The sequence below is a fragment of the Chroococcidiopsis sp. CCNUC1 genome (assembly GCF_023546805.1).
GTDB lineage: Bacteria > Cyanobacteriota > Cyanobacteriia > Cyanobacteriales > Chroococcidiopsidaceae > Chroococcidiopsis > Chroococcidiopsis thermalis.
This window is the reverse complement of sequence record NZ_CP097480.1, coordinates 4,618,523-4,638,213: the sequence shown is the minus strand read 5'-3', so window position 1 is coordinate 4,638,213 and position 19,691 is coordinate 4,618,523. Positions and strand designations below refer to the sequence as shown.

The 19,691-nt window shown below is 44.4% G+C and carries 14 protein-coding genes; 4 read left to right on the top strand and 10 right to left on the bottom strand.

Features of this window, described 5'->3' with window-relative positions:
• Positions 1-22: 22 nt before the first annotated feature.
• From M5J74_RS21315 to M5J74_RS21285, 7 genes are all read right to left on the bottom strand, one after another.
• Positions 23-2,446: a dynamin family protein gene (locus M5J74_RS21315; RefSeq protein WP_250013091.1), complete on the bottom strand. Its 2,424-nt coding sequence runs from the start codon at positions 2,444-2,446 to the stop codon at positions 23-25.
• 175 nt (positions 2,447-2,621) lie between these two features.
• Positions 2,622-5,618, bottom strand: a complete 2,997-nt coding sequence (locus tag M5J74_RS21310; protein ID WP_250013090.1) for a type ISP restriction/modification enzyme — start codon at positions 5,616-5,618, stop codon at positions 2,622-2,624.
• Between the two features lie 485 nt (positions 5,619-6,103).
• Entirely contained in the window at positions 6,104-7,633 is a 1,530-nt protein-coding gene (locus tag M5J74_RS21305; protein WP_250013089.1) for a site-2 protease family protein, read from the bottom strand.
• A gap of 82 nt (positions 7,634-7,715) precedes the next feature.
• A complete protein-coding gene (murQ, locus tag M5J74_RS21300) occupies positions 7,716-8,678 on the bottom strand; it encodes an N-acetylmuramic acid 6-phosphate etherase (RefSeq protein WP_250013088.1) in 963 nt (320 codons plus the stop codon).
• Entirely contained in the window at positions 8,675-8,830 is a 156-nt protein-coding gene (locus tag M5J74_RS21295) for a hypothetical protein (protein ID WP_250013087.1), read from the bottom strand. Before M5J74_RS21295 ends, murQ begins: the two co-directional genes overlap by 4 nt.
• A 9-nt stretch (positions 8,831-8,839) precedes the next feature.
• The gene (locus M5J74_RS21290) at positions 8,840-9,238 is read right to left on the bottom strand and encodes a DUF3110 domain-containing protein (RefSeq protein WP_015156022.1); all 399 of its coding nucleotides are present in this window, start codon (positions 9,236-9,238) and stop codon (positions 8,840-8,842) included.
• A gap of 69 nt (positions 9,239-9,307) precedes the next feature.
• On the bottom strand, positions 9,308-9,505 hold the full coding sequence (locus M5J74_RS21285) for a hypothetical protein (protein ID WP_250013086.1): 198 nt from the start codon (positions 9,503-9,505) through the stop codon (positions 9,308-9,310).
• 147 nt (positions 9,506-9,652) lie between these two features.
• Here M5J74_RS21285 and M5J74_RS32870 point away from each other — a divergent pair, with 147 nt between their 5' ends.
• On the top strand, positions 9,653-14,062 hold the full coding sequence (locus tag M5J74_RS32870) for a translocation/assembly module TamB domain-containing protein (RefSeq protein WP_256498555.1): 4,410 nt from the start codon (positions 9,653-9,655) through the stop codon (positions 14,060-14,062).
• 2 nt (positions 14,063-14,064) lie between these two features.
• Entirely contained in the window at positions 14,065-14,910 is an 846-nt protein-coding gene (locus tag M5J74_RS32865) for a translocation/assembly module TamB domain-containing protein (protein ID WP_256498554.1), read from the top strand.
• A 611-nt stretch (positions 14,911-15,521) separates the two neighbouring features.
• On the opposite strand, the gene M5J74_RS21275 is transcribed toward M5J74_RS32865, so the two are convergent.
• On the bottom strand, positions 15,522-17,159 hold the full coding sequence (locus tag M5J74_RS21275) for a S8 family serine peptidase (protein WP_041462554.1): 1,638 nt from the start codon (positions 17,157-17,159) through the stop codon (positions 15,522-15,524).
• A 34-nt stretch (positions 17,160-17,193) separates the two neighbouring features.
• Positions 17,194-17,373 carry a hypothetical protein gene (locus tag M5J74_RS21270; RefSeq protein ID WP_250013085.1) on the bottom strand — a complete coding sequence of 60 codons (180 nt, stop codon included), beginning with the start codon at positions 17,371-17,373 and terminating at the stop codon, positions 17,194-17,196.
• A 41-nt stretch (positions 17,374-17,414) separates the two neighbouring features.
• On the opposite strand from M5J74_RS21270, the gene M5J74_RS21265 reads away from it, so the two are divergent.
• Positions 17,415-17,798, top strand: a complete 384-nt coding sequence (locus M5J74_RS21265) for a hypothetical protein (protein WP_015156018.1) — start codon at positions 17,415-17,417, stop codon at positions 17,796-17,798.
• A gap of 54 nt (positions 17,799-17,852) precedes the next feature.
• A complete protein-coding gene (locus M5J74_RS21260) occupies positions 17,853-18,317 on the top strand; it encodes an MgtC/SapB family protein (RefSeq protein ID WP_015156017.1) in 465 nt (154 codons plus the stop codon).
• An 85-nt stretch (positions 18,318-18,402) separates the two neighbouring features.
• On the opposite strand, the gene recF is transcribed toward M5J74_RS21260, so the two are convergent.
• Positions 18,403-19,506 (bottom strand): DNA replication/repair protein RecF, encoded by a 1,104-nt coding sequence (recF, locus tag M5J74_RS21255; RefSeq protein WP_241994276.1) that lies wholly within the window; start codon positions 19,504-19,506, stop codon positions 18,403-18,405.
• Positions 19,507-19,691: the final 185 nt, after the last annotated feature.

Genomic DNA, 19,691 nt, shown 5'->3' with positions numbered 1-19,691 from the left:
ACATTAATCGTTTCTTCTTACACTAGTTGCTCAGCATTTGGTCTGTATATTCAATATAACTTTCTGCGGTTTGGATTTGTGCTGTGGCTTCAGGTAGAAGAAAACTCAGTTCTTCTACCAATTTTTCTTTTTCTTCTAGAGATAGTTTTTGATCGATTTGAGCTTGGCTCAAATTATCTCTGTAATTATGGAGAAAAGTATCGAGATTTGCAAAAAATACATCTACTCTTTGCTGAAAATCTTTATCTAGATATTTCTCGATTTCCAAATTAATATTATCAATACTGCCTTCAATCGATTGATTCACTTTGGCAATTAGCGTATTTAAAGATACAGTATAGTAATCTTCAATCACTCGCGGTCGTCGGATCTGAACTTTGACTTCTACGGGAACTATCCACAACCAATGCCACCACTGACGCTGATTTCTTAATACTTCCACATTACCGCGATCGACAAATCGACTTTGCCTTTTAACTGGAGGTCTGACAAAACCCATTGTCTCAAAAGACTCCCACTGCATTGTCGGCAGAGATAAATCTAAGTTGAAAGCTTCATTTAATCGCTGACAAGCTCCTTCAATAATTGGCTTTGTTTCTTGTTCTAGAAGATCTAATAGGCTTTGACGCGCCTGTTCGATTTCTTGACTCGTGCGATCGCGAACGCTGCTTAATAAACTATCTGCCCTCTGTTTAACATAAGTGACTGCCTGATCGACAAACTCTTCTGCTACTTCCGGACTCTCAAATTCAAATAAACCAGAAGTTTTAAACTCAACTTGCGATTTAAGGCGTGACGATACCCACTTAGGAAAAAGTTCAAAGTCACCAATATTAGTTAAGAAAAGTTCCCGCGCTCTCATGTCCATCTTTTTAATTAAGTCAGCCCGTTGGTACTCTTCTTTGGCAAAGAAAATTTCTAAATTCACAGTTGCTTCTTTTTTCAGCACTTGTAACAGTTCGTGGAGATTTTGATGCAGTTGAGATTTGATCGAATCGACATCCTTGAGGCGGCTGCGACACAATTCAAGGCGATGCAAATCGGCTTCTAGCGCATATAACTCTAACTGCAATTTCTCTGCGTCTTGACAAATGGCACTACTGCGGAGCTTGACTTCATCCCTTAGTTGTACCAAACGACTGCGACCGAGATTAAGGGCAGATTTCAAACACTTAGGTGCAGCGCGTTCCATCAATGCTTTTACAGCTTTTTCTAAAAATGGCTCAAATCCAGACTTATTCCATAATTTTTGAGCTTTTTTCCGAATTTCTTCCGAGGTAACTTCTGCTAGTTCTTCTTCCCAATCAATCCCGAAGACTTCTTGAGCTAATACCCGTGCTGCGGGGATCTCACTCAGAGTAAGCTCGGGGTGCTGCTCTAGTTCGTGGGTAAAGTGAGCGGCAGAAAATGCCCTTCTAGCTGAGACTTCAAATACTTGGTTTGTATCGTCATTGCCAATGCCAAATTCAGCTGCAATAAATTGGCGCAGCTGTTCTGATGTCATGTCGCCTTCGCGCCGTTGATCGACTTTGTTTACTAAAATGTACAGGTTATCTTTACCCCGTAGATCGATAACTCTTTGTACGTCCCGTTTGACCTGTTCGGCGGCTTCTGTTTTCAACTGAGTGAAGTCTAGTACGATCAATACCATCGAACTTTGCTTGAGTTGTTCGGCGACTACTGTAGCAAGCTTGAGGTTTTCTCCCGCTTCGTTGGGTCCAGGGGTATCGACAATAACCAAATTGCCTAACAGATCTGGCTTATTATTAGCTGTATCCGCTGGAGATAGGCGGCGCGATCGCCCCATTGGAACCTGAATGCAGGGAACTTCTGTAAGCTTTCCCAAGGGGTCTGTAGATGGGTCAATGGTATTGCAAAGGCGAACGATATCGTTCAAACTCATCAATACCTGAATAATTTCCTCTCGTCCAGAGGTTATTTCTTGCAACTGTAGACTTGTGGGGTCTTGAATTTTGGGCAGCAAATCTTGTAAATGAGGATATTGCGCGATCTTGTCTTGGATGCGCTGCATTCCCAAAGTTTGAATCTTTGTTTGTAAAGCCTGAAGCGTCTGTTGATAAACAGAGATAATTTCGGGACTCAGGGTTAAGGTTGGCTGAGTCAAATCCGAGTTAAAAATAATTTGTGTTGGTAGGGTTGTCATTGCTGCATTGCGACTAGGGAGAATTTCCTGTCCGGCAATGGCGTTGATAATTGTGGACTTACCAGCCTTCATCGGCGCAACGATCGCCATCATTAGCTCTAATTTTTCCACATTGTGAGATACACTCAAGACCTCTTGCTGAAAGTCTTTGTACTTACCGCTAGAACTATCAGTGCTGAGAGCGCTGGCGGCGTTATCCATCAAGAAACTAATTTCCTTGAATAAAGCGATCGCTTCTTGTTGCAAATTTTGTACGTTAGGCTGAGGCGCTGGAACAATCATTGCCTGTTATCTCGCAAAATGGTAAGTCCACTTGCGTTGATTTTGGCTTAACAATTTTATAATCACTTCAGTAAATATACGAATTGCGCGATCGCGCCTTTTTTGATACGCAAAATGTAAGAAGGGACGCACAGCTGTGCGTCCCTTCTTATCTATGTTCTAAATGATAGTTTTACTAACTACTCATTTCCCCTACAATTCTCATTGTCTCGACACTGACAGTACAAACTCTTTGCAGTAACGCGATCGCTTGCTCTTTATAATTGGCAAAGCGATAAGTATGGAATCTGGCAGCTACAGTTGCATCTTTAGGTTTCTTCTCTTTATATTGCTCTAACACCCACTCTAAAGCTGAGTGGTTTCCTAACATATATTCCCAAGCAGATGTAGGAATGCCTTCTAAGGTTGTCACCGTATCTATAATAATTCTGCCTCGATCGCGATCTGCTTTCAGTTTCACCTTCATAGCGCTGCATGTTGGGAGATCGATGCGCTGGAGGGGGTAGAGTACTACAGTTTCATAATGAATATGTAATTTCAACAACTGTTGACCCCAATTCACCCACTGCCAAAAGTTATTGTAGAAAGGTAGGCGAGGAAAGTCTCTGTTTAAATTCTGCTGATATTTTGCGCGATAAGCCGGATAGTGTAGAACGGCATAGGTATAGTGAAAAATATCCAATTTGGTAATTGTAGAGATGTTAGATGTAACGTCTCTACAATAATGATTTTGAAATTGTTCTAGTCCCCAATCTGTAATATTATCAACGCGATCGCCATTTTCATCGTAGCAATATAAAGGAAGGCATTGCGAATCACCGATCAGATGATAATCTGGAATGCGATCGCTAGCTAAAGTCATGAATGATTTAGTCGAACCAGGTGCAGTAAAACCAATCAGCAAATTTTGACAGTTCCGATCAAATACTTGCCCTAGTTGATATTGCATCTCATTTACCTCTGGACTAAAATACAATTTTTTAGTCACAAATGGTCTATACAAACAGTCTCGAATATTGTTAGTTTTAAATTGATAGCTTATTCCTCGATTTAGATACCGTTTTAATCTCCTCGTCCATTTGATAGTGCGATCGAGATTTTCCCGTGTGTTTCGGTTATCAACTGCTTGATTATAAATACCAATGAAGTACCTAACTTTTGATTCTAGCGCCGTTTCTGATTCGGCATAAACCCATTCATCTCTAGCAGTAATAACCCCAAGGGTAAACAATTTAAAGATTGCTCTTGCTTCTCGTCGATCTTTACTAAACTTAGTGTCGCGATCTGCAACAGGTATGAGAGTATAAAAATCATTATCTACTCGATTGAGCCAATTATTATTTGCATCTGGTACGATCTGCTCGAATTGAATTTCTAAAAACTTGCGTTCGGCTAGATAAATATTTTTCTCTTTTGTAGTAGCATAGTCAGGGAGAGCGTGGTAATAAATTTGACAATTGCGATCGCCTTCTTTTCTAACTAGAAAATAGACGGCAATTCCCACACGAATTTTATCATTAAATATATTACCTCCTTCTCGATGCCTGCGATCGCCACTCGTTCGAGCGTTTCCTTTAAGATTAATAATATAAATTTCGTTGAATTCTTCAGTAATAACTTTTCTTAAACCATCGTAAGTCCGAGCATCAATAAAAGAATTATTAGAAACAAAAGCGATAATACCATTTTTACCCAAGCGATCGGATGCCCAACGCAGAAATCTAGCGTATAGATCGTATGCTTTTGTTTTCCGCGCTTGGCTATTTCTAATATAAGTCTCTTTCACGCGGCGATCGATCGTGGGATAACTAATGTTGCGATCGCTATGATATGGAGGATTGCCAATAATTACAGAAATGGTGCGATTATTTTGGCGTTGAATGCGTTCGTTGTTTTCTATATTTAAGCTAAATAAATCTTCCTGTTTACCTTCTTCAAAAAAGGCGTGTTCTAGAGTATCGACAAAACAAATGTTTTTAAATTCTTCATATCTACTCATTTTTTGCTTGTAAGTAAATTCAATGTTCAGATTAGCTATGTGATAAGGTAAGAGTGCAATCTCGTTACAAAAAATTTCGTTTTTATACTTATATGTCAGTTTGTTTTTTGGTAAATATTCAATTAGTTCAGTGATAAACGTTCCCGTACCAGTTGCAGGATCGAGAATTTCAATATTTTTTGAAGCTAATTTTTTGTGGAAATGCCGTTCTAGTAAATAATCTACGCTTTCGATGATAAAGCGAACCACCTCATTCGGTGTATAAACAATCCCCAAGCGATCGGCTGCTTGAGGATTATATGCTTGATAAAAGTTTTCATAAATAGCTTTTAAAAACTTTTGTTTTTCAGAATGGTTGTAGATATTAGTAGCAGTTTTTCTAATCACACCATAGTAACGTTCGATAGTACTCAGTAAATTGTTTTTTGTACTACTAGTAAAAAAAGTATTTAAAGCTCGTTGCAATTCGCGAGCAATATTATTTTCCCGATAATATTGAGATTCATTAAATATATTGCTAAAAATATCTTCTGTTAAAATATGCTGAATCATCATTTCCCGAATATCTAATAAAGTAATTTCAGGATTAATTGATTCTTTGCAAATTTCCCAAATTTGATATTTTGCTCTTTGAAATTCTGGATTTCTAGCGCTTTGTTGTTCCAACATGTCTCTTAATGTATTGAGAATTGTTGGTAAGTCTTGCTTGAATGTCTCAATAGCAGCGCGAAAATCTCTGACTTCTGGAGGAACATAGTTGAGAAAACGATTGAGAATTTGCTCTAGTGCGTCTCCATCTTGCATGGAAACGCGCATAACTTCAGTTCCAGCTTGAATTAAAACTGCTGTTTGCGAGTCTTCAAATAAAATATTGCTATCTGGGTAACCTTGGGATAGTTTATTTTCAATTGCTCGATCTAAATTATTAGCCTCTCTATTCCAATAACCCCAATTTAGGCGTAAAGTATCTTTAACTGTACCGTTAGGGTAAATAACTCTACCAATTTTAGTTTGATAATCTAGTTCTGGGATTAACTGAAAATCTTTACTCTTGCAGTATTCATCTAGTAGTTCTTGAAACGCAATCCGTAAAGAATCTGTCTGAAACGTTCCTTCAGAGCGGATAATTCTTGCTCTTTCTACTTGATATTGACTAATTAGAACTTTTGACACAAAGCCAAAGACTTTAATAGAACTCGTTGAGTTCAAGTCTGGCTCAGGCAAAATTCAAGCGCTTCAGTGAAATTTAGGGTTTCTTATTTTCAGCGCTTCTACAGATTTTTTATTGAATTTTTACGAGGGATTATTGTTATTTTTATGATGGAATTTTGCTGAAATATCGAATTTGGAAAAAATGTATATCTGCTATTAATAACTTTATAAAAGCAAGATTAGATATATAAAAAATTTAAAAAGTATGATGTGGAAAGTGTGAAGCCAAGTTTTTAGTTCGTCCAAATTTTGAGGGTATTGGTAATATATAGTGAAATGAAATTGCGTGTATGAAACTGGTAGGGGCGCACAGCTGTGCGCCCCTGCAAATTATGTATTTCATGCGATTTGAAAACGGTTATGAAATCCCCCTAAATCCCCCTTCAAAAGGAGGACTTGAAGATCCCCCTAAATCCCCCTTCAAAAGGGGGACTTTGAGAATTCTTTTAACCACCGATTCCTAAGCGTCCTGCTAATGCGGGTGTGAGGGGTAGGAGGGTAGCTATCATCAAAAACAGTGCTAATAAACCTAAAGCTGCTCTAGCATCATTCGGTTCTGTTAACTCGTTCAGGCTAGGGCGTTCTAAATCTCGTTGCAAGAAAAGGATAACAACTGCCCAGTATAAAGCTAACGGATTAGCTAAAGATGCGATCGCCAAAACGATGACTGTGGCAAAAGTCGTGCGTCCGGCGGTTTTACGCCCGTAAATTGCTTGTACGACTCGCCCACCATCTAACTGTCCGGCTGGCATCAGATTCAGCGCTGTAATTACCAACCCCAACCAGCCAATAATTGTCAGCGGGTGAACGTCTACCAAAGCTTGGTTGACGGCAGAACCTAACACAACTTTAGATAAAGCTCCGACTAAAATTGAGCCTTGAAAAAATTGTGACGGGACTTGATACATACTGCCAGGATGCGAGAGGATTAGACCCGCAAACAGCATGAGTAAGGAAACAACACCCCCAGCCACGGGACCAGCAATAGCAATATCAAATAAGGCTGTGCGGTTGGGTAGTAGCGATTCAATCCGCGTAATTGCTCCAAATGCTCCGATTTGCAGCGTTGGCAGGAAGAAGGGAGGACTGAGACGAACTTGGTAGCGCTGGGCTAATACTCGATGTCCGATTTCGTGGGCGGCTAAAACAGCTAGAATTCCCAATGCAATTGGTAAAGCTTCGGGGAAACGACCTGGAGTTGTAAAGAAGTCGAATCCTTGCAGAATACCAGCAGTTTCTAAACTTGTGGCAATGGTAGCAAGAAACAGGACTAGCGCGAAAATCTTTTGTCCTACGGTTGAGGAACGGGGGTCGTTGCGGCTAGGAAGGACGATGACGACTGGTCTACCATCGACATTTTCAACTAGAAATAAGCGATAGCGAGGTTTCTCTGGAGCTGCTTCGCTGACTCCCATGCGTTCTTGTAAAGTGGTATTGAGGCGATTGTAAACTGCTTCTGGTTCTCCGCGTAGGTTGCCTTTGAAAATTACGCCATCTTGATAGGGAATTGACTCTGTGGCAAAAAATGTGTCGATGCCAAAAATACCGCGAATGGCAGTCAGGTCTTCATCTGGGATGGGCATCACCTCCGGTTTGTTCAGTATTTCTACTGCCTTGACCGAACCATCATCTGCTGCATTTGGTTCTGGAGTTGTCGAGTTACCTGCTAGTTTTTCTGTAGCTTTGGCGCGGAGAATGGCATCTTGTCCAGCGGCGCGGAGACGGTTGCCGAGAAAGACATATATAGCTGTCGAAGCGACGATTAACAGCAACACTCCCGCCAAATTGAGATAAATTCCAGTGGCGAATAAGCCAAAGAATAGCAGCCAGGGAGAGATCAGCACTACTGACTGTAACCAGGCGAGGATGCCGAGTTTGCCAAATTTCCTCGCCCTGATAAAGCCCCAACTCAAGATACCGAGTGCAACCAAGACAACGGTAAGGATGATGGGGGTTTCTGATGCCGTAGTAAACATTGTGAATTGCGATCGCAGCTAGGGAGCAATAAGTCTACTGTAGCGGAGTGCGTCACCCTTGGAAAATGAGGGAGTCGGGAGTCTATGTGCTAATTATGGAATTTTTACAACTTGCAACCGCAGCCCTCAGATTACCCTTGTGTTCTACCAACAACCGATCGCCTGCTTCTTTTTCTAACCCCGTCCAATGCATTAATAAGGCTAATTTTACCGATTTGCCACTGCGATCGAGTAATGTTTCAGCTGCATCGGCTTCTAAATCGGTGAGGTCGCGTAAAATACGTAAAGCGCGATCGCGTAACTTATTATTTGTCACGGCAACATCTACCATGCGATTGCCGTAAACTTTACCTAACTGCACCATCGTCCCTGTAGAAATGATATTTAATGCCAATTTGGTAGCAGTTCCGGCTTTGAGTCGCGTCGAACCTGCTAGAATCTCCGCTCCTACCAATAAGCGAATATCGACATCCACATCAATTTGGACTTGTTCTTGAGGTACGCAGGCAATAAAAATTGTTGTAGCCCCTCTAGCTTTGGCTGCTTGTAAAGCACCCTGGACGTAAGGCGTGGTTCCTCCCGCTGTAATACCGATAACGACATCTAACTGAGTAATTTTATGTTGGGCGATCGCGCCTGCGCCATCCTCCGCCCGATCCTCCAAATCTTCCGAACTGCGAATTAAAGCCGCCGCACCCCCAGCAATAATCCCCTGTACCATTTCTGGCGGCGTGCAAAACGTCGGCGGACACTCAGAAGCGTCTAATACCCCCAAACGCCCACTCGTTCCCGCCCCAATATAAAACAGCCGTCCTCCGTGATGCAACGATTTTGCTGTCAGGGCGATCGCCTCAGCTAATTCTTGCTTTGCCTCTGCCACCGCCGCTACTGCTTTCGCATCCTCGCAGTTAAATAACTCTACCAACTCCAAACAACTTAGTCGGTCTAAGTTTTGACTGTTAGGATTCACCTGTTCTGTTAGTAGATGACCGCGATCCATAATTGGTAATTGGTAATTGGTAATTGGTAATTGGTAATTGGTCATCGGTCATCGATCGTTAAATTATCAAATTTCTCTCCCTTGTCTCCCCCCTCTCCCTTGTCTCCCTTGTCTCCCCCCTCTCCCTTGTCTCCCTTGTCTCCCCCCTCTCCCTTGTCTCCCCCTCTCCCTTGTCTCCCTTGTCTCTCTTGTCCCATTTCCACCTTTCACAATAAGCCTTCCAACCGCCGCTTAATGCTATCCAATTCAGTATCGGACATATCTGAGTCAGACTTTTCTTCGACTAAGGGTTTATCTTCATCATCTAGTTGCCAGTCGGTTTGCTCTATGTTGATTTCTGGTGGAAGTGCAAGCGCACCTTCTGGAACAACTTCCCAGTCATAGCCAGCACTGTCGCAAAAATCCTTGATTTCCTCTGTATCCATCGCTTCCACCGTAGGAGCGGGAAAATCTTGTGCTTCTAGCATTAAGGCAAAACGTGCTGCATCATCTTCTGATTCAAACATCAATACCTTATTGCGATCGCCTGTTTGAATAGTATGAATGCCCTCATTTTCCGTGCGGGCATTAAACAGTAACACAAATACACGCATGGGTGCAATCATAACTCTCTCCGTTCCAATTTACCTTCAGTCATCCCTTTGTTTCTTGTTAACCATAATCTTAATCAGTTATCAGTTGTCGGTGAAGAAGGGGTGTAGGGTGTGGGAAATTGGTAGTTGGTCATTGGTCATTGGTAATTGGTTGTTGGTTGTTTGTTGTCGCTCCTCTGCTCCCCTGCTCCTCTGCTCCCTCAGCTCTCTTCTCCCCGCTCCCGACTCCCTCTTATATACCTTTGTGTAGACGCAGTTTTTTTGATGAACGGATAACATCTTTGGTTATTTTGTGCAAATAGATGTTAACAATCCCGTAACGATAATTTCACATTTAAATTCTTGAATTATCCTTAAAGTTGGCGCTGCTCCCAGGTGTGGGTTTTTGCCACTAGCTCCAGCCGTCCAGATCAGCCGTGAGGGGTTATGTCTAATTTCACTGAGCCGGAAACTGAAGATTCTCAACAGTCTCCTCGACCCAACCGTCTCAAGAATATCTTATTTAGTCGGACTACTGTTGCTATTGGCGTACCAATATTGGTGGGGGTAGCAGCGGGTGCGTGGTGGATAAATCGATTCATTTACGAACAGCTATCGCCACTTGTCGAAAAAAATCTTTCCCAAACCCTGAAACGACCGATTAAAGTCGGGCGCGTCGAACGGTTTGGTTTGACGGGGTTACGCTTGGGTGCTACTTCTGTTCCGGCTACTGCTACCGACCCGGATACGGCATCGATTGAAGCGGTGGAGGTAAGCTACAACCCCTTATCAGTGCTTTTGACTCGCACTTTACCCTTAGATGTCACGCTTGTTAACCCAAAAGCTTACGTGCAGCAAGATACCCAAGGGCGCTGGGTCAATACTGATATTGCTACGGGTGGTGAGGCGGGAGGTCCAATTCAAATTGCCCTCAATCGGCTTGGCTGGCGGAATGCTCAAGCAATTTTAGTGTCTAACGTTCAACAACTAACTCGTTCTACGCCACGTAACACTGTCACCTTAAATCAAGTTAACGGAGAAGCAACTTTTCGCGAAAACTATAATCTGATTAATTTCAATTTAGCTGGGAAACCGCAGACAGGAGGAGAGCTAAAGCTTGATGGAGATTTTCGCGCCGAGTCGGGACGAGCTAGTATCAATATTAATACGCAAGAATTTCTAGCTTCCGATCTAACGCGGCTGATTGAATTGCCGTTAGTTATTCAAGGTGGTCGAGTCAACAGCGATTTTAAAGCCGAACTCACTCCTGTAAAACTGTTGGGTTTATATGGTACTGCCGACCTAAACAAGGTTACAGCTCAAGTTAATCAACTACCGCAAGCCTTTAATAATTCTCAGGGAAGGTTGCAGTTTAAGGGAACGGAAATTTACCTAGATAACGTTGCTAGTAGCTATGGCAAAATTCCAGCTGTAGCTAAGGGTTCTCTTGATATAGAAAAAGGTTTTAATCTCTCGGCTTACGTCGATGCTGTCAGCGCCGCCGCCGCAATTTCTAGTTTAAATCTACAAGTACCCGTACCCGTTGATGGTGTTTTTCGATCGCAAGTCAAACTGACAGGACCCGTAGAAGCGGCTGTTTTGACCGGAGATGTAGTAAACATCAAACCAGTCCGGTTAGATCGGTTGAATATCAGTCGGGTAAGTACGAACTTTACCCTTGATACGGCAGCAGGAACGTTAAATTTTCCCAATATATCAGCTACACCCGCTGCTGGAGGTAAGGTAACGGGTGGCGGAACGCTGAAATTAGCCCTGAAACCAGAACAGACAGCAGGTTTAGATTTTAAATTTATTGCTAATAATATTCCAGGGGATGCGATCGCCAAAGCCTACGGCGTAACTAACCAAGCTGCGAAAGTGGGAATTGTCACCGCCCAAGCCCAAGTTACAGGTACGCCAGATAAACCCCGTACAGTTGTTAATTGGCAAGCACCCCAAGCAACATATCCAGGTAAAGGACAACTGGTGATTTACAACGCCAACAACCTCTTCCTACGCGATACAATTTTCCGCGTGGCTGGAGGTGATGTTTCAGCGGCTGGGGAGTTGGTCAACCAACGTTGGAAAGCAGCAATTAAAGCCACTGGGGTGAGATTGGGACAGTTAACCCAAGTCCCGCCCAGCTTGCAAAACCCGGTAAATGGTACGTTTAATCTAGCTGGTACGCTCGACCCAGCTAAACCGCAACAACTCACTGCTACAGGTGCGGGTCAATTAACGGGGATTGGTGGGGGTACGATTAACGTCCCTAGTATCCAAGTAGCCGCCGGACGCTGGCAAACTCAACTGCAAGCAACTGACTTACAATTGCAACGTCTCGCCCCCGTACCGCCTCAGTATGCGGGAAGTCTGAACGGAAGGCTAAATCTATCGGGGAGTACCACTGCTTTTACTCCAGAAACTTTACGGGGTAGCGGTACGGGGAGGTTAAATGTTGCCGGAGGTACGATTAATGCTAGGGATATTCAACTCAATAACGGTCGCTGGCAAGTAGCAGTTAATACGAATGGAATCCAGCTCAATCGATTTAATCCACAATTACGAGGTTTACTGACAGGAGATGCCAACTTAGCCGGAACTATCAGCGAATTCAGTCCGGCAGGAATTACAGCAGCGGGACAAGTCCGCTTGTCGGAGGAGTTAATCGGACAACCCCTAACTGCTTCCTTAAATTGGAATGGCAACACTTTAAATATTCCCCAACTCACCTCTAGAAATATTCAAGCGAACGGCAGAGTTAGTGTTGACCCGCAAAATGTTGCCTCGATAACGGGGTTAAATTTTAACGTCAAAGTGCGAGACTACGATCTCAAAAACGCTCCCGTACAGTTGCCACCTAATAGTAGCGTGGCGGGTAGAGTCAGTTTTGTTGGACAGGTTACGGGCAATTTACCAGTACCGAATGTTGTAGGTAACGTGCGGCTGCAAAACTTTGCCGTCAACAACGTAGCTTTCGACCCGCTATTAGCGGGAGATTTGCGGCTGCAACCGGGCAGGGGATTAAATTTAGATTTAGTTGGGAATCAAAACGATCGCGTTGCTGTCAATCTCAAACCCGACTATCGCCCCAATAATTTTACGGTGAGATTGGATGAGGCGATCGCCACTGGGAGAAGTCAGGGCGAGAATTTATTGGTCAATGTCGAAAACTTTCCGTTACGGGTGCTGAATCTGTCTGCACCAGCTAACCCCTACCTCACGGGTCCAGTCAGCGGCATTTTATCAGCCGATTTGACGGTAAATCCCGACCGTCTAGCCGCCCAAGGAGATGTAGCTGTAGCACAACCTGGTATAGGTAGATTGCAGGGCGATCGCTTAGCGGCACAATTTCGGTACGGGAACGGTGGCGGGACGCTGACTAATGGTGAATTTGTCAAAGGTTCAAGCCGGTATGCATTAACAGGTAGCTTCAGTCAAACTCCTAAAGGTCCTCAATTTCAAGCTAAAGCCAATATCGCCCAAGGCAACATTCAAGATATCCTCAGCGCCCTGCAAATTTATGACTTTGAAGACCTGCAACGCGGTTTTCAGCCTCCTGATTATGCTACAGCAAAAGATTTAGGAATTTTACAAGTCGGCGCACCAAATAGATCGCTATTAACTCAATTACGTCGTTATTCGGAAGTTTTAGTTTTACTGCAACAGCAGCGCCAGCAACGTCAAGATGCTTTTCCAGTCCCAGCTTTAGCCGAACTTCAGGGGACTTTTGGCGGCGAAGTTACTGCTAGTGGTTCTCCCCAACAGGGCATTGCTGCTGATTTCAATTTGCGAGGGGATAAGTGGCAGTGGGGTAAATATACTGCCGATCGCCTCGTTGCTGCTGGTAACTTTAATGAAGGAGTGCTAACCCTACTTCCCGTGCGGGTACGATTGGACGAAAACACCGCTGTAGCTTTGACTGGTCGTTTTAGCAGCGAACAGCAATCAGGTCAGTTACGAGTCAGGGGCTTTCCGTTAAGCCTACTCAATGATTTTGTCGAATTACCGATCGCCGTGACAGGTAATGTGGACGGTACGGCAACCATCGCTGGTAGTACCGAGAACCCCTTAGCAGTCGGAGAATTTCAACTCAGCGAAGGCACGATCAATCAAAACCCCGTAGAATCAGCTGCGGCTAGTTTCAGCTATGCTAATGCCCGTCTCGGTTTCGGTAGCAACATTCTGATTGCTGGACCCGACCCATTAATGGCGACTGGTAGTATTCCCTTACAATTACCTTTCGCTTCGGTTAAACCGGATAGCGACCAGATTCGGTTAGATGTCAATGTCCAAAATCAAGGACTAGCCTTACTCAATGTTTTAACCGACCAAGTAGCGTGGAAAGGCGGTGAAGGACAAGTTCAACTGCAAGTACGCGGTACTCTCAAGCAGCCAGAAGCGAAGGGAATTGCCCAAGTCAAAAATGCCACCATCACTGCTGCGGCTTTAACAGATCCATTAACAAATGTCAACGGTACGGTGCTATTTAACGAAGATCGCATTCTCGTCAAGGGAATTCAAGGCGATTTTTCCAGGGGTCAGGTGGTTGCCCAAGGCGTAATTCCGATTTTTGAGAATCTAGCAGCAAATGACCCAGATGCCGCTAATCCCCTTACCGTTTCTTTAGATCGGCTGAGGTTGAATTTACCCAATTTATATCAAGGAGGCGTTGACGGTAAAGTCACTGTGACTGGCTCCGCACTTAACCCCACAATCGGGGGTCAAGTTCTACTGGCGGACGGTCAGGTTTTTCTGCCAACTAGCAATGCCCCGGCTACGCCTGGGGCGCAAGGGGGCAAGGGGGACAAGGGGGACAAGGGGGAACAGCCCCGGCTCCAGCTGCTGAAGCACCTATAGAGTTGAACGATCTGCGGCTGACTTTAGGAAATAATGTGTCGGTAACGTTACCACCGATTCTTGACTTTCAAGCGGCTGGAACTTTAGTGGTAAACGGTATGCTGGGCGATTTGCGCCCTCAAGGAACTATCAATTTAGAACGTGGTAGCGTCAATTTATTTACGACTCAATTTGAGTTGGAGCGGGGCTACGAACAAAAAGCAACTTTTACACCAAAGCAAGCTCTCGATCCAACCCTTGATGTGCGATTGATCGCATCAGTACCAGAAGTGACGCGATCGCAAGTCCCTTCTTCTGTTATCAGCAGCGAGATTTCTGACAACACCTTATCTACAGATATCGGTTCCGTAAATACCGTTCGCGTGCGGGCAGTAGCTAAAGGACCAGCTAGCCAATTATTTGAAAATTTGGAACTGACAAGTAGCCCTTCCCGCAGTCAATCAGAGATTATCGCTCTAATTGGTGGTGGTTTCGCGCAAACCTTGGCAGGACAGGGTGGTGGTGATACGGCGACGGGACTAGTTAATCTGGCAGGAACAGCTATATTAGGTAACTTTCAAAATACGTTTACCGACATTGGCAATGCCTTGGGTTTATCAGAGCTGCGTTTATTCCCCACTTCTATTTCTAATGAGGAGCGATCGCGCTCTTCTACTCTTGGTCTAGCGGCTGAGGCTGGCGTTGATATCACGCGCAATGCTTATGTCTCGGTTTTGACATTCTTAACTGCACAACAACCAGCTCAATTCGGTTTGAGCTATCGCTTGAACGACAACACCCGCGTCCGCGCCGCGACAGATTTTGCCGACGATACGCAAGCTGTGGTTGAGTATGAAGTGCAGTTTTAAATCCCATTGTCATAGTAAGGTTGGCATTGCCCACCCTACACTCAAATTTCACTAATATACTGGGGAGCAGGGAGCAGGGAGTAGGGAGCAAATGAAAAAGTTTTGGCTAATCTTGCTTGTAGACAATTGACTGGTTCTAATTTATTCTCTTTTTGCTTGAATTACTATAAATCTTCTTTTATATTTCTATTCTGTTACAAAGAAGGTTATATTTTAAATATACAGGCAATAGCAACAAATAGATTAATAAAGTTAGCTTATCGCAGTGAAAAGAAACTCAAAAGTATCGATTCGATCTTTTGGGTTAAACATGCTGCAAACTAAAGAGATATCCAAGAAACGCATAGCGTTTAGTGGGAATTTTTAGGGAGGCAATTGCAGCTATGAATTTTATCGATTGTCTAGTTCTAACTTTTGCTAACATGGCTCTGTGTCTCAGCTTGCCTAAGCTACTGTCTTTGTTGACAGCTCCAAAGACTCGGAAACTCGAAAGTATTAAGCCAGCTTTAAGCGTACCAATAGTTGAGTCTGAAGCTCCTCGTCTTCTCCAAATAGAAAGTTAGAAAGTTGAGAAGTTTCACTTTTTTGACTTTTAACTTTTCACATTTGACTTACTGAGCGGGTACAGTCCACCAGGCGATCGCGTAAGGTTGAGAGGGTTGATTTACTTGTTGGCGAAATTGGACGCGAATTTTGTAACTGCCTGTAGTGGGAACTGGACAAAAAATATGCTCGATACTATCAACCTCGCTAGTTGAGGTACAAATATTACTAGCAGCAGCGTTGGAGTCTGCATTTAATAAGTAAAGGTCGAGATTATTTAAACCGCGATCGCGAAAATCTTCTCCAACATCAAAGCTGCCATTTTGATTTTTATCTCTCAATTCTACTAAGCGCTCCCACACCAAGGTAATTGCAACGTAACTACCTTGTTTTAAAGGTGCAGCTAGGACATAATCTTCAGCAGAGTTAGCTTTGAGTTGACGATAGTTCCACCCCATCGCTGGAACTGGTTGCCAAGATTGCCACTGACCTGCTTTAAACTGTTCGTAGGCACGAAAAGCATTCAATTGACCTGCACCGATTTCAGAATTTAAAGAAACTTTGGGTTGACGGTAAGCATCGGAATCTACCCAATTGCGATTTTGTTTGTCAATAATCGTCTTACTCATCCCTAATCGCAAGCCATCACCCGCATCTTGTACTTTATCAGCAGAGTTAAGCAACACCGCTTTCATCACCTGATGCCGACGAGCATCCAAACTCCAATTCCGTGTAGATCCCCCCAACCCCCCTTTCCAAGGGGGGCGAGAGGCGATCGCCATCTTAATCTGTTTATCCCCATATTCCTGTAGCAGCGCCACTGTAGCTGTAACGTGAGGTGCGGCAAAACTCGTACCCGTAACCTCCTTGACCTTAGCATCGGGGTTAAGGGCATAAACCCTGTTGCCAGGAGCAACCAAACTAATCGACTGCCGCGTACCGAGATTCATTTCCCGTCCCCGCAACCTACCCTTCACGCCACCACCAGCGGCACTCAAATTAGTCACATCAACTTTGCGGAAAATTCCGTCTTGACGCGAGGAAAAAGCAATATTCATGCCGTTGTAATTATCGGTAGGGATGGGAATTCCGCCCTTCCCCTGATTTCCGGCAATAACATACAACACATCGTGGACGCGGCTAGACCAATCCAAACAGCGAGTTAGTAGAGAATTACCATCTAATCTCGCCTCCGGTCGCGGGTCGCGTTCCAAAGTTTCACCAAAACTAAAATTAATCGCCCGCACGTCACCGCTATTGCGGTTTGCTGTCGATTGTGCGGATAAACATTCTTCCGGCTGTCCGGCATACTTCACCGAACCTACCGCAGTCGAGTATAATCTAGCTCCTGGGGCGATCCCTGCCAGAGTTTTGCGATCGCTAATCATAATGCTGGCAACATTTTGGGCGTGGGGGTCGATATTCGTATTTGCCTTAGCCGCACCATTACGCAAAAACACGCCAGCTGGGGCGATCGCAGGTTGTTTGGAAACCGCCTTATCCAAGCCAAACTTTCCAGGTCGTCCAATTTCCACCTGACCGATCGCAATTTTCCGCCCAATTAAGTTGTAAGGTAATTCATGCAGCCGTTGGGCATCAATTCCCGCGACTCCGATAGACAGCGATTCCTGCGTCCACACCGGACGCGCCAACCCTACAGCCGCCAAACAAATGCCCCCTGTCACCCAGACCAGCTTTTTCACCAATTTCTCCTTCAATTAGGAAATGCAGCTTTACACTTTACTCTAAAACAAATGGGAGTCGAGAGTCGGGAGTCGGTACGGGCGCTTTTTTACACTTTACTCTAAAACAAATGGGAGTCGAGAGTCGGGAGTCGGTACGGGCGCTTTCTCTGTGCGCCCGTACGGGAGTCGTTCGGCGCGGAAGTTGGAAGTATTTCACGCACCACGCATCACTCATTTAAACAAGCTACGATCGCATTAGTACTGGAGTCATAAATTATGTGGGGTAGTTTTCAAAACAGTCAGTTACGGATTGAAGTAGAGGCATCAGCAGCAGCAATCAAAGATAGTTTGTTGCGTCCCGAACAAATGCAAAAATGGCTATCGCCACAACGGTTAGCTTCAGGAATGCCAGAACAACTCCATCCAGGTCTGACTTTTACTAGTTGGATTGGACCTGTAGCGATCGAGCATCAAGTAGAAGTGGCAAAGCCAAATTGTCTGCGCCTGTTACTCCACGGGGGAATTGATGGATTTCACGAATGGTATTGGGGCGAAGGTTGGGTACAATCGCGCATCGAAGGCGTATCCTTACTTCCACTCAATTTGGCTCAAACGTTAGGCTTGCTGCGCTTGCGCCAATTTTTAACAGTTAATAGTTAACAGATCTATGTAGAGACGTTACATGTAACGTCTCTACACCGCAACAAAGAACGAATGACTAATATATCTTTTGCCCCTGACGATTGGTTAAGTATTTGCTTCAGGCTAGCTATGGCTTTGGTATTTGGGGCAATCCTCGGTGTAGAACGCCAGATCGGTCGCAAACCAGCGGGTTTACGCACGCATATGCTAGTCAGTCTGGGTTCGGCATTACTAATTATGCTTCCATTGCAAATCGTGGCGACAGCAGAGGAAGGACGTGATGCGATTAGTCGCGTCATTCAAGGGATTGCTGCGGGGGTAGGGTTTATTGGTGCTGGAGAAATTTTGCGCGAAACTCAATCACAATCTCGTATGGAGCGGGTACGGGGACTCACATCAGCGGCAGCAACTTGGGTTTCGGCTGGCTTGGGAATTGCTGCTGGTTGCGGCTTATGGCAAACGGGTTTAGTTAGTTCTGTGTTGGCTTTGATCGTTTTGACTGTATTTAAAAGACTGGAACAACCGAGAAAGGGGTAATTGGGAAGTCGGGAGTTAGTAAATTCTCCTCTGCTCCCCTGCTTCCTTGTCCCCCTTGTCCCCTTCTGTCTCCTGTCTCCTGTCTTCACTGGTCACTGAATATTTGCCCTGCATTAACTGAGAGAATTTGCGATGCTTGGAGCCACTGGGAATCGAAGGCAGCTAAATGAGTTGTAGCAATCAACGTTTGAAAACGGTCTTGAATTGCCTCTAGAAGTTGATTTTGACGGTTGAGATCGAGTTCTGCTAAGACATCATCTAGTAATAATAGCGGTGGTTCTCCGACAACGGCTTCGATCAGTTTCAATTCTGCTAGCTTGAGGGCTAAAACTAAAGTGCGCTGTTGACCTTGGGAACCATATTGCTTAGCAGGAGTTTGATTAATTGTCAATTCAATTTCATCTCGGTGGGGACCGACTAAAGTTGTGTTTTGATGTTGTTCGGCGATCGCTCTTTGTTCTATCTTCTCTAAGAAAGCTTGCTGCACTCCTTCAGGATCGGTTGCGGTGAACGGTACATTTGGGGCATACCGAATTTGCAAAACCTCAGCTCGATCGCTAATGCTAGCGTGCCACTCAGCAGCCAAAGGTGCTAAACGCTCGATCGCCCGCGCCCTTCTCCTCACTACCCGCGAACCAATAGTTACTAGTTGCGCATCCCAAGCCGCTAATTCTTCCTTCTCCTGTACGGGCATTGGAAACCCGCCCTTACTTTTCAAAAATGCATTTCTCTGCCGCAATATCTGATTGTATTGCTGTAAGATATGGGCGTATACGGGTTCTAACTGGATTAACAGGGTATCCACCCAGTGACGGCGCTGTTCTGGCGCACCCCGCACTAGTTCTAAATCTAAACTGGAAAATTCTACAGCGTTCAAGACACCTAAAAAATCCAGTTGGCGGCGCAATTGTTCGCTATTGAGAGCTACTGTCCGCCGCCCCTGACGGCGCAGAGTTACAGATAGATCGATGATGCCTGCTTGTCGTTCTAGCTTGGCGTGAATTTGTCCGAATGCCTCTCCATCCCTAACTAAATCGCGATCGCGTGCCAAACGGTGCGATCGCAATGTTGCCAGCAATTCCACTGCTTCTAATAAATTGGATTTACCCTGAGCGTTATTACCCACCAATATTGTTTTAGGAGCAACGAAATCAACTCGCTGCTCCTGATAATTCCGAAATTGCTTCAAGTGGAGGGTTTTGAGGAACATTTTGATTGGTAGTTGGTAGTTGGTAATTGGTAATTGGTAGTTGGTAGTTGGTCATGCGTCATTTGTCATTTGTGGTAATTGATGGAATTGATGGTTAGTGGCGATCGGTTTTGACTTTTGACTTTTGACTTTTGACTTAACTCATTACCCATTACCTATTACCC

Coding starts and splice junctions, on each gene's coding strand:
- M5J74_RS21315 (WP_250013091.1), bottom strand. CDS start 2,446: ATGATTGTTCCAGCGCCTCAGCCTAACGTACAAAATTTGCAACAAGAA.
- M5J74_RS21305 (WP_250013089.1), bottom strand. CDS start 7,633: ATGTTTACTACGGCATCAGAAACCCCCATCATCCTTACCGTTGTCTTG.
- murQ (WP_250013088.1), bottom strand. CDS start 8,678: ATGACCAATTACCAATTACCAATTACCAATTACCAATTACCAATTATG.
- M5J74_RS21295 (WP_250013087.1), bottom strand. CDS start 8,830: ATGGGACAAGAGAGACAAGGGAGACAAGGGAGAGGGGGAGACAAGGGA.
- M5J74_RS21290 (WP_015156022.1), bottom strand. CDS start 9,238: ATGATTGCACCCATGCGTGTATTTGTGTTACTGTTTAATGCCCGCACG.
- M5J74_RS21285 (WP_250013086.1), bottom strand. CDS start 9,505: ATGTTATCCGTTCATCAAAAAAACTGCGTCTACACAAAGGTATATAAG.
- M5J74_RS32870 (WP_256498555.1), top strand. CDS start 9,653: ATGTCTAATTTCACTGAGCCGGAAACTGAAGATTCTCAACAGTCTCCT.
- M5J74_RS21270 (WP_250013085.1), bottom strand. CDS start 17,373: ATGAGTGATGCGTGGTGCGTGAAATACTTCCAACTTCCGCGCCGAACG.
- M5J74_RS21265 (WP_015156018.1), top strand. CDS start 17,415: ATGTGGGGTAGTTTTCAAAACAGTCAGTTACGGATTGAAGTAGAGGCA.
- M5J74_RS21260 (WP_015156017.1), top strand. CDS start 17,853: ATGACTAATATATCTTTTGCCCCTGACGATTGGTTAAGTATTTGCTTC.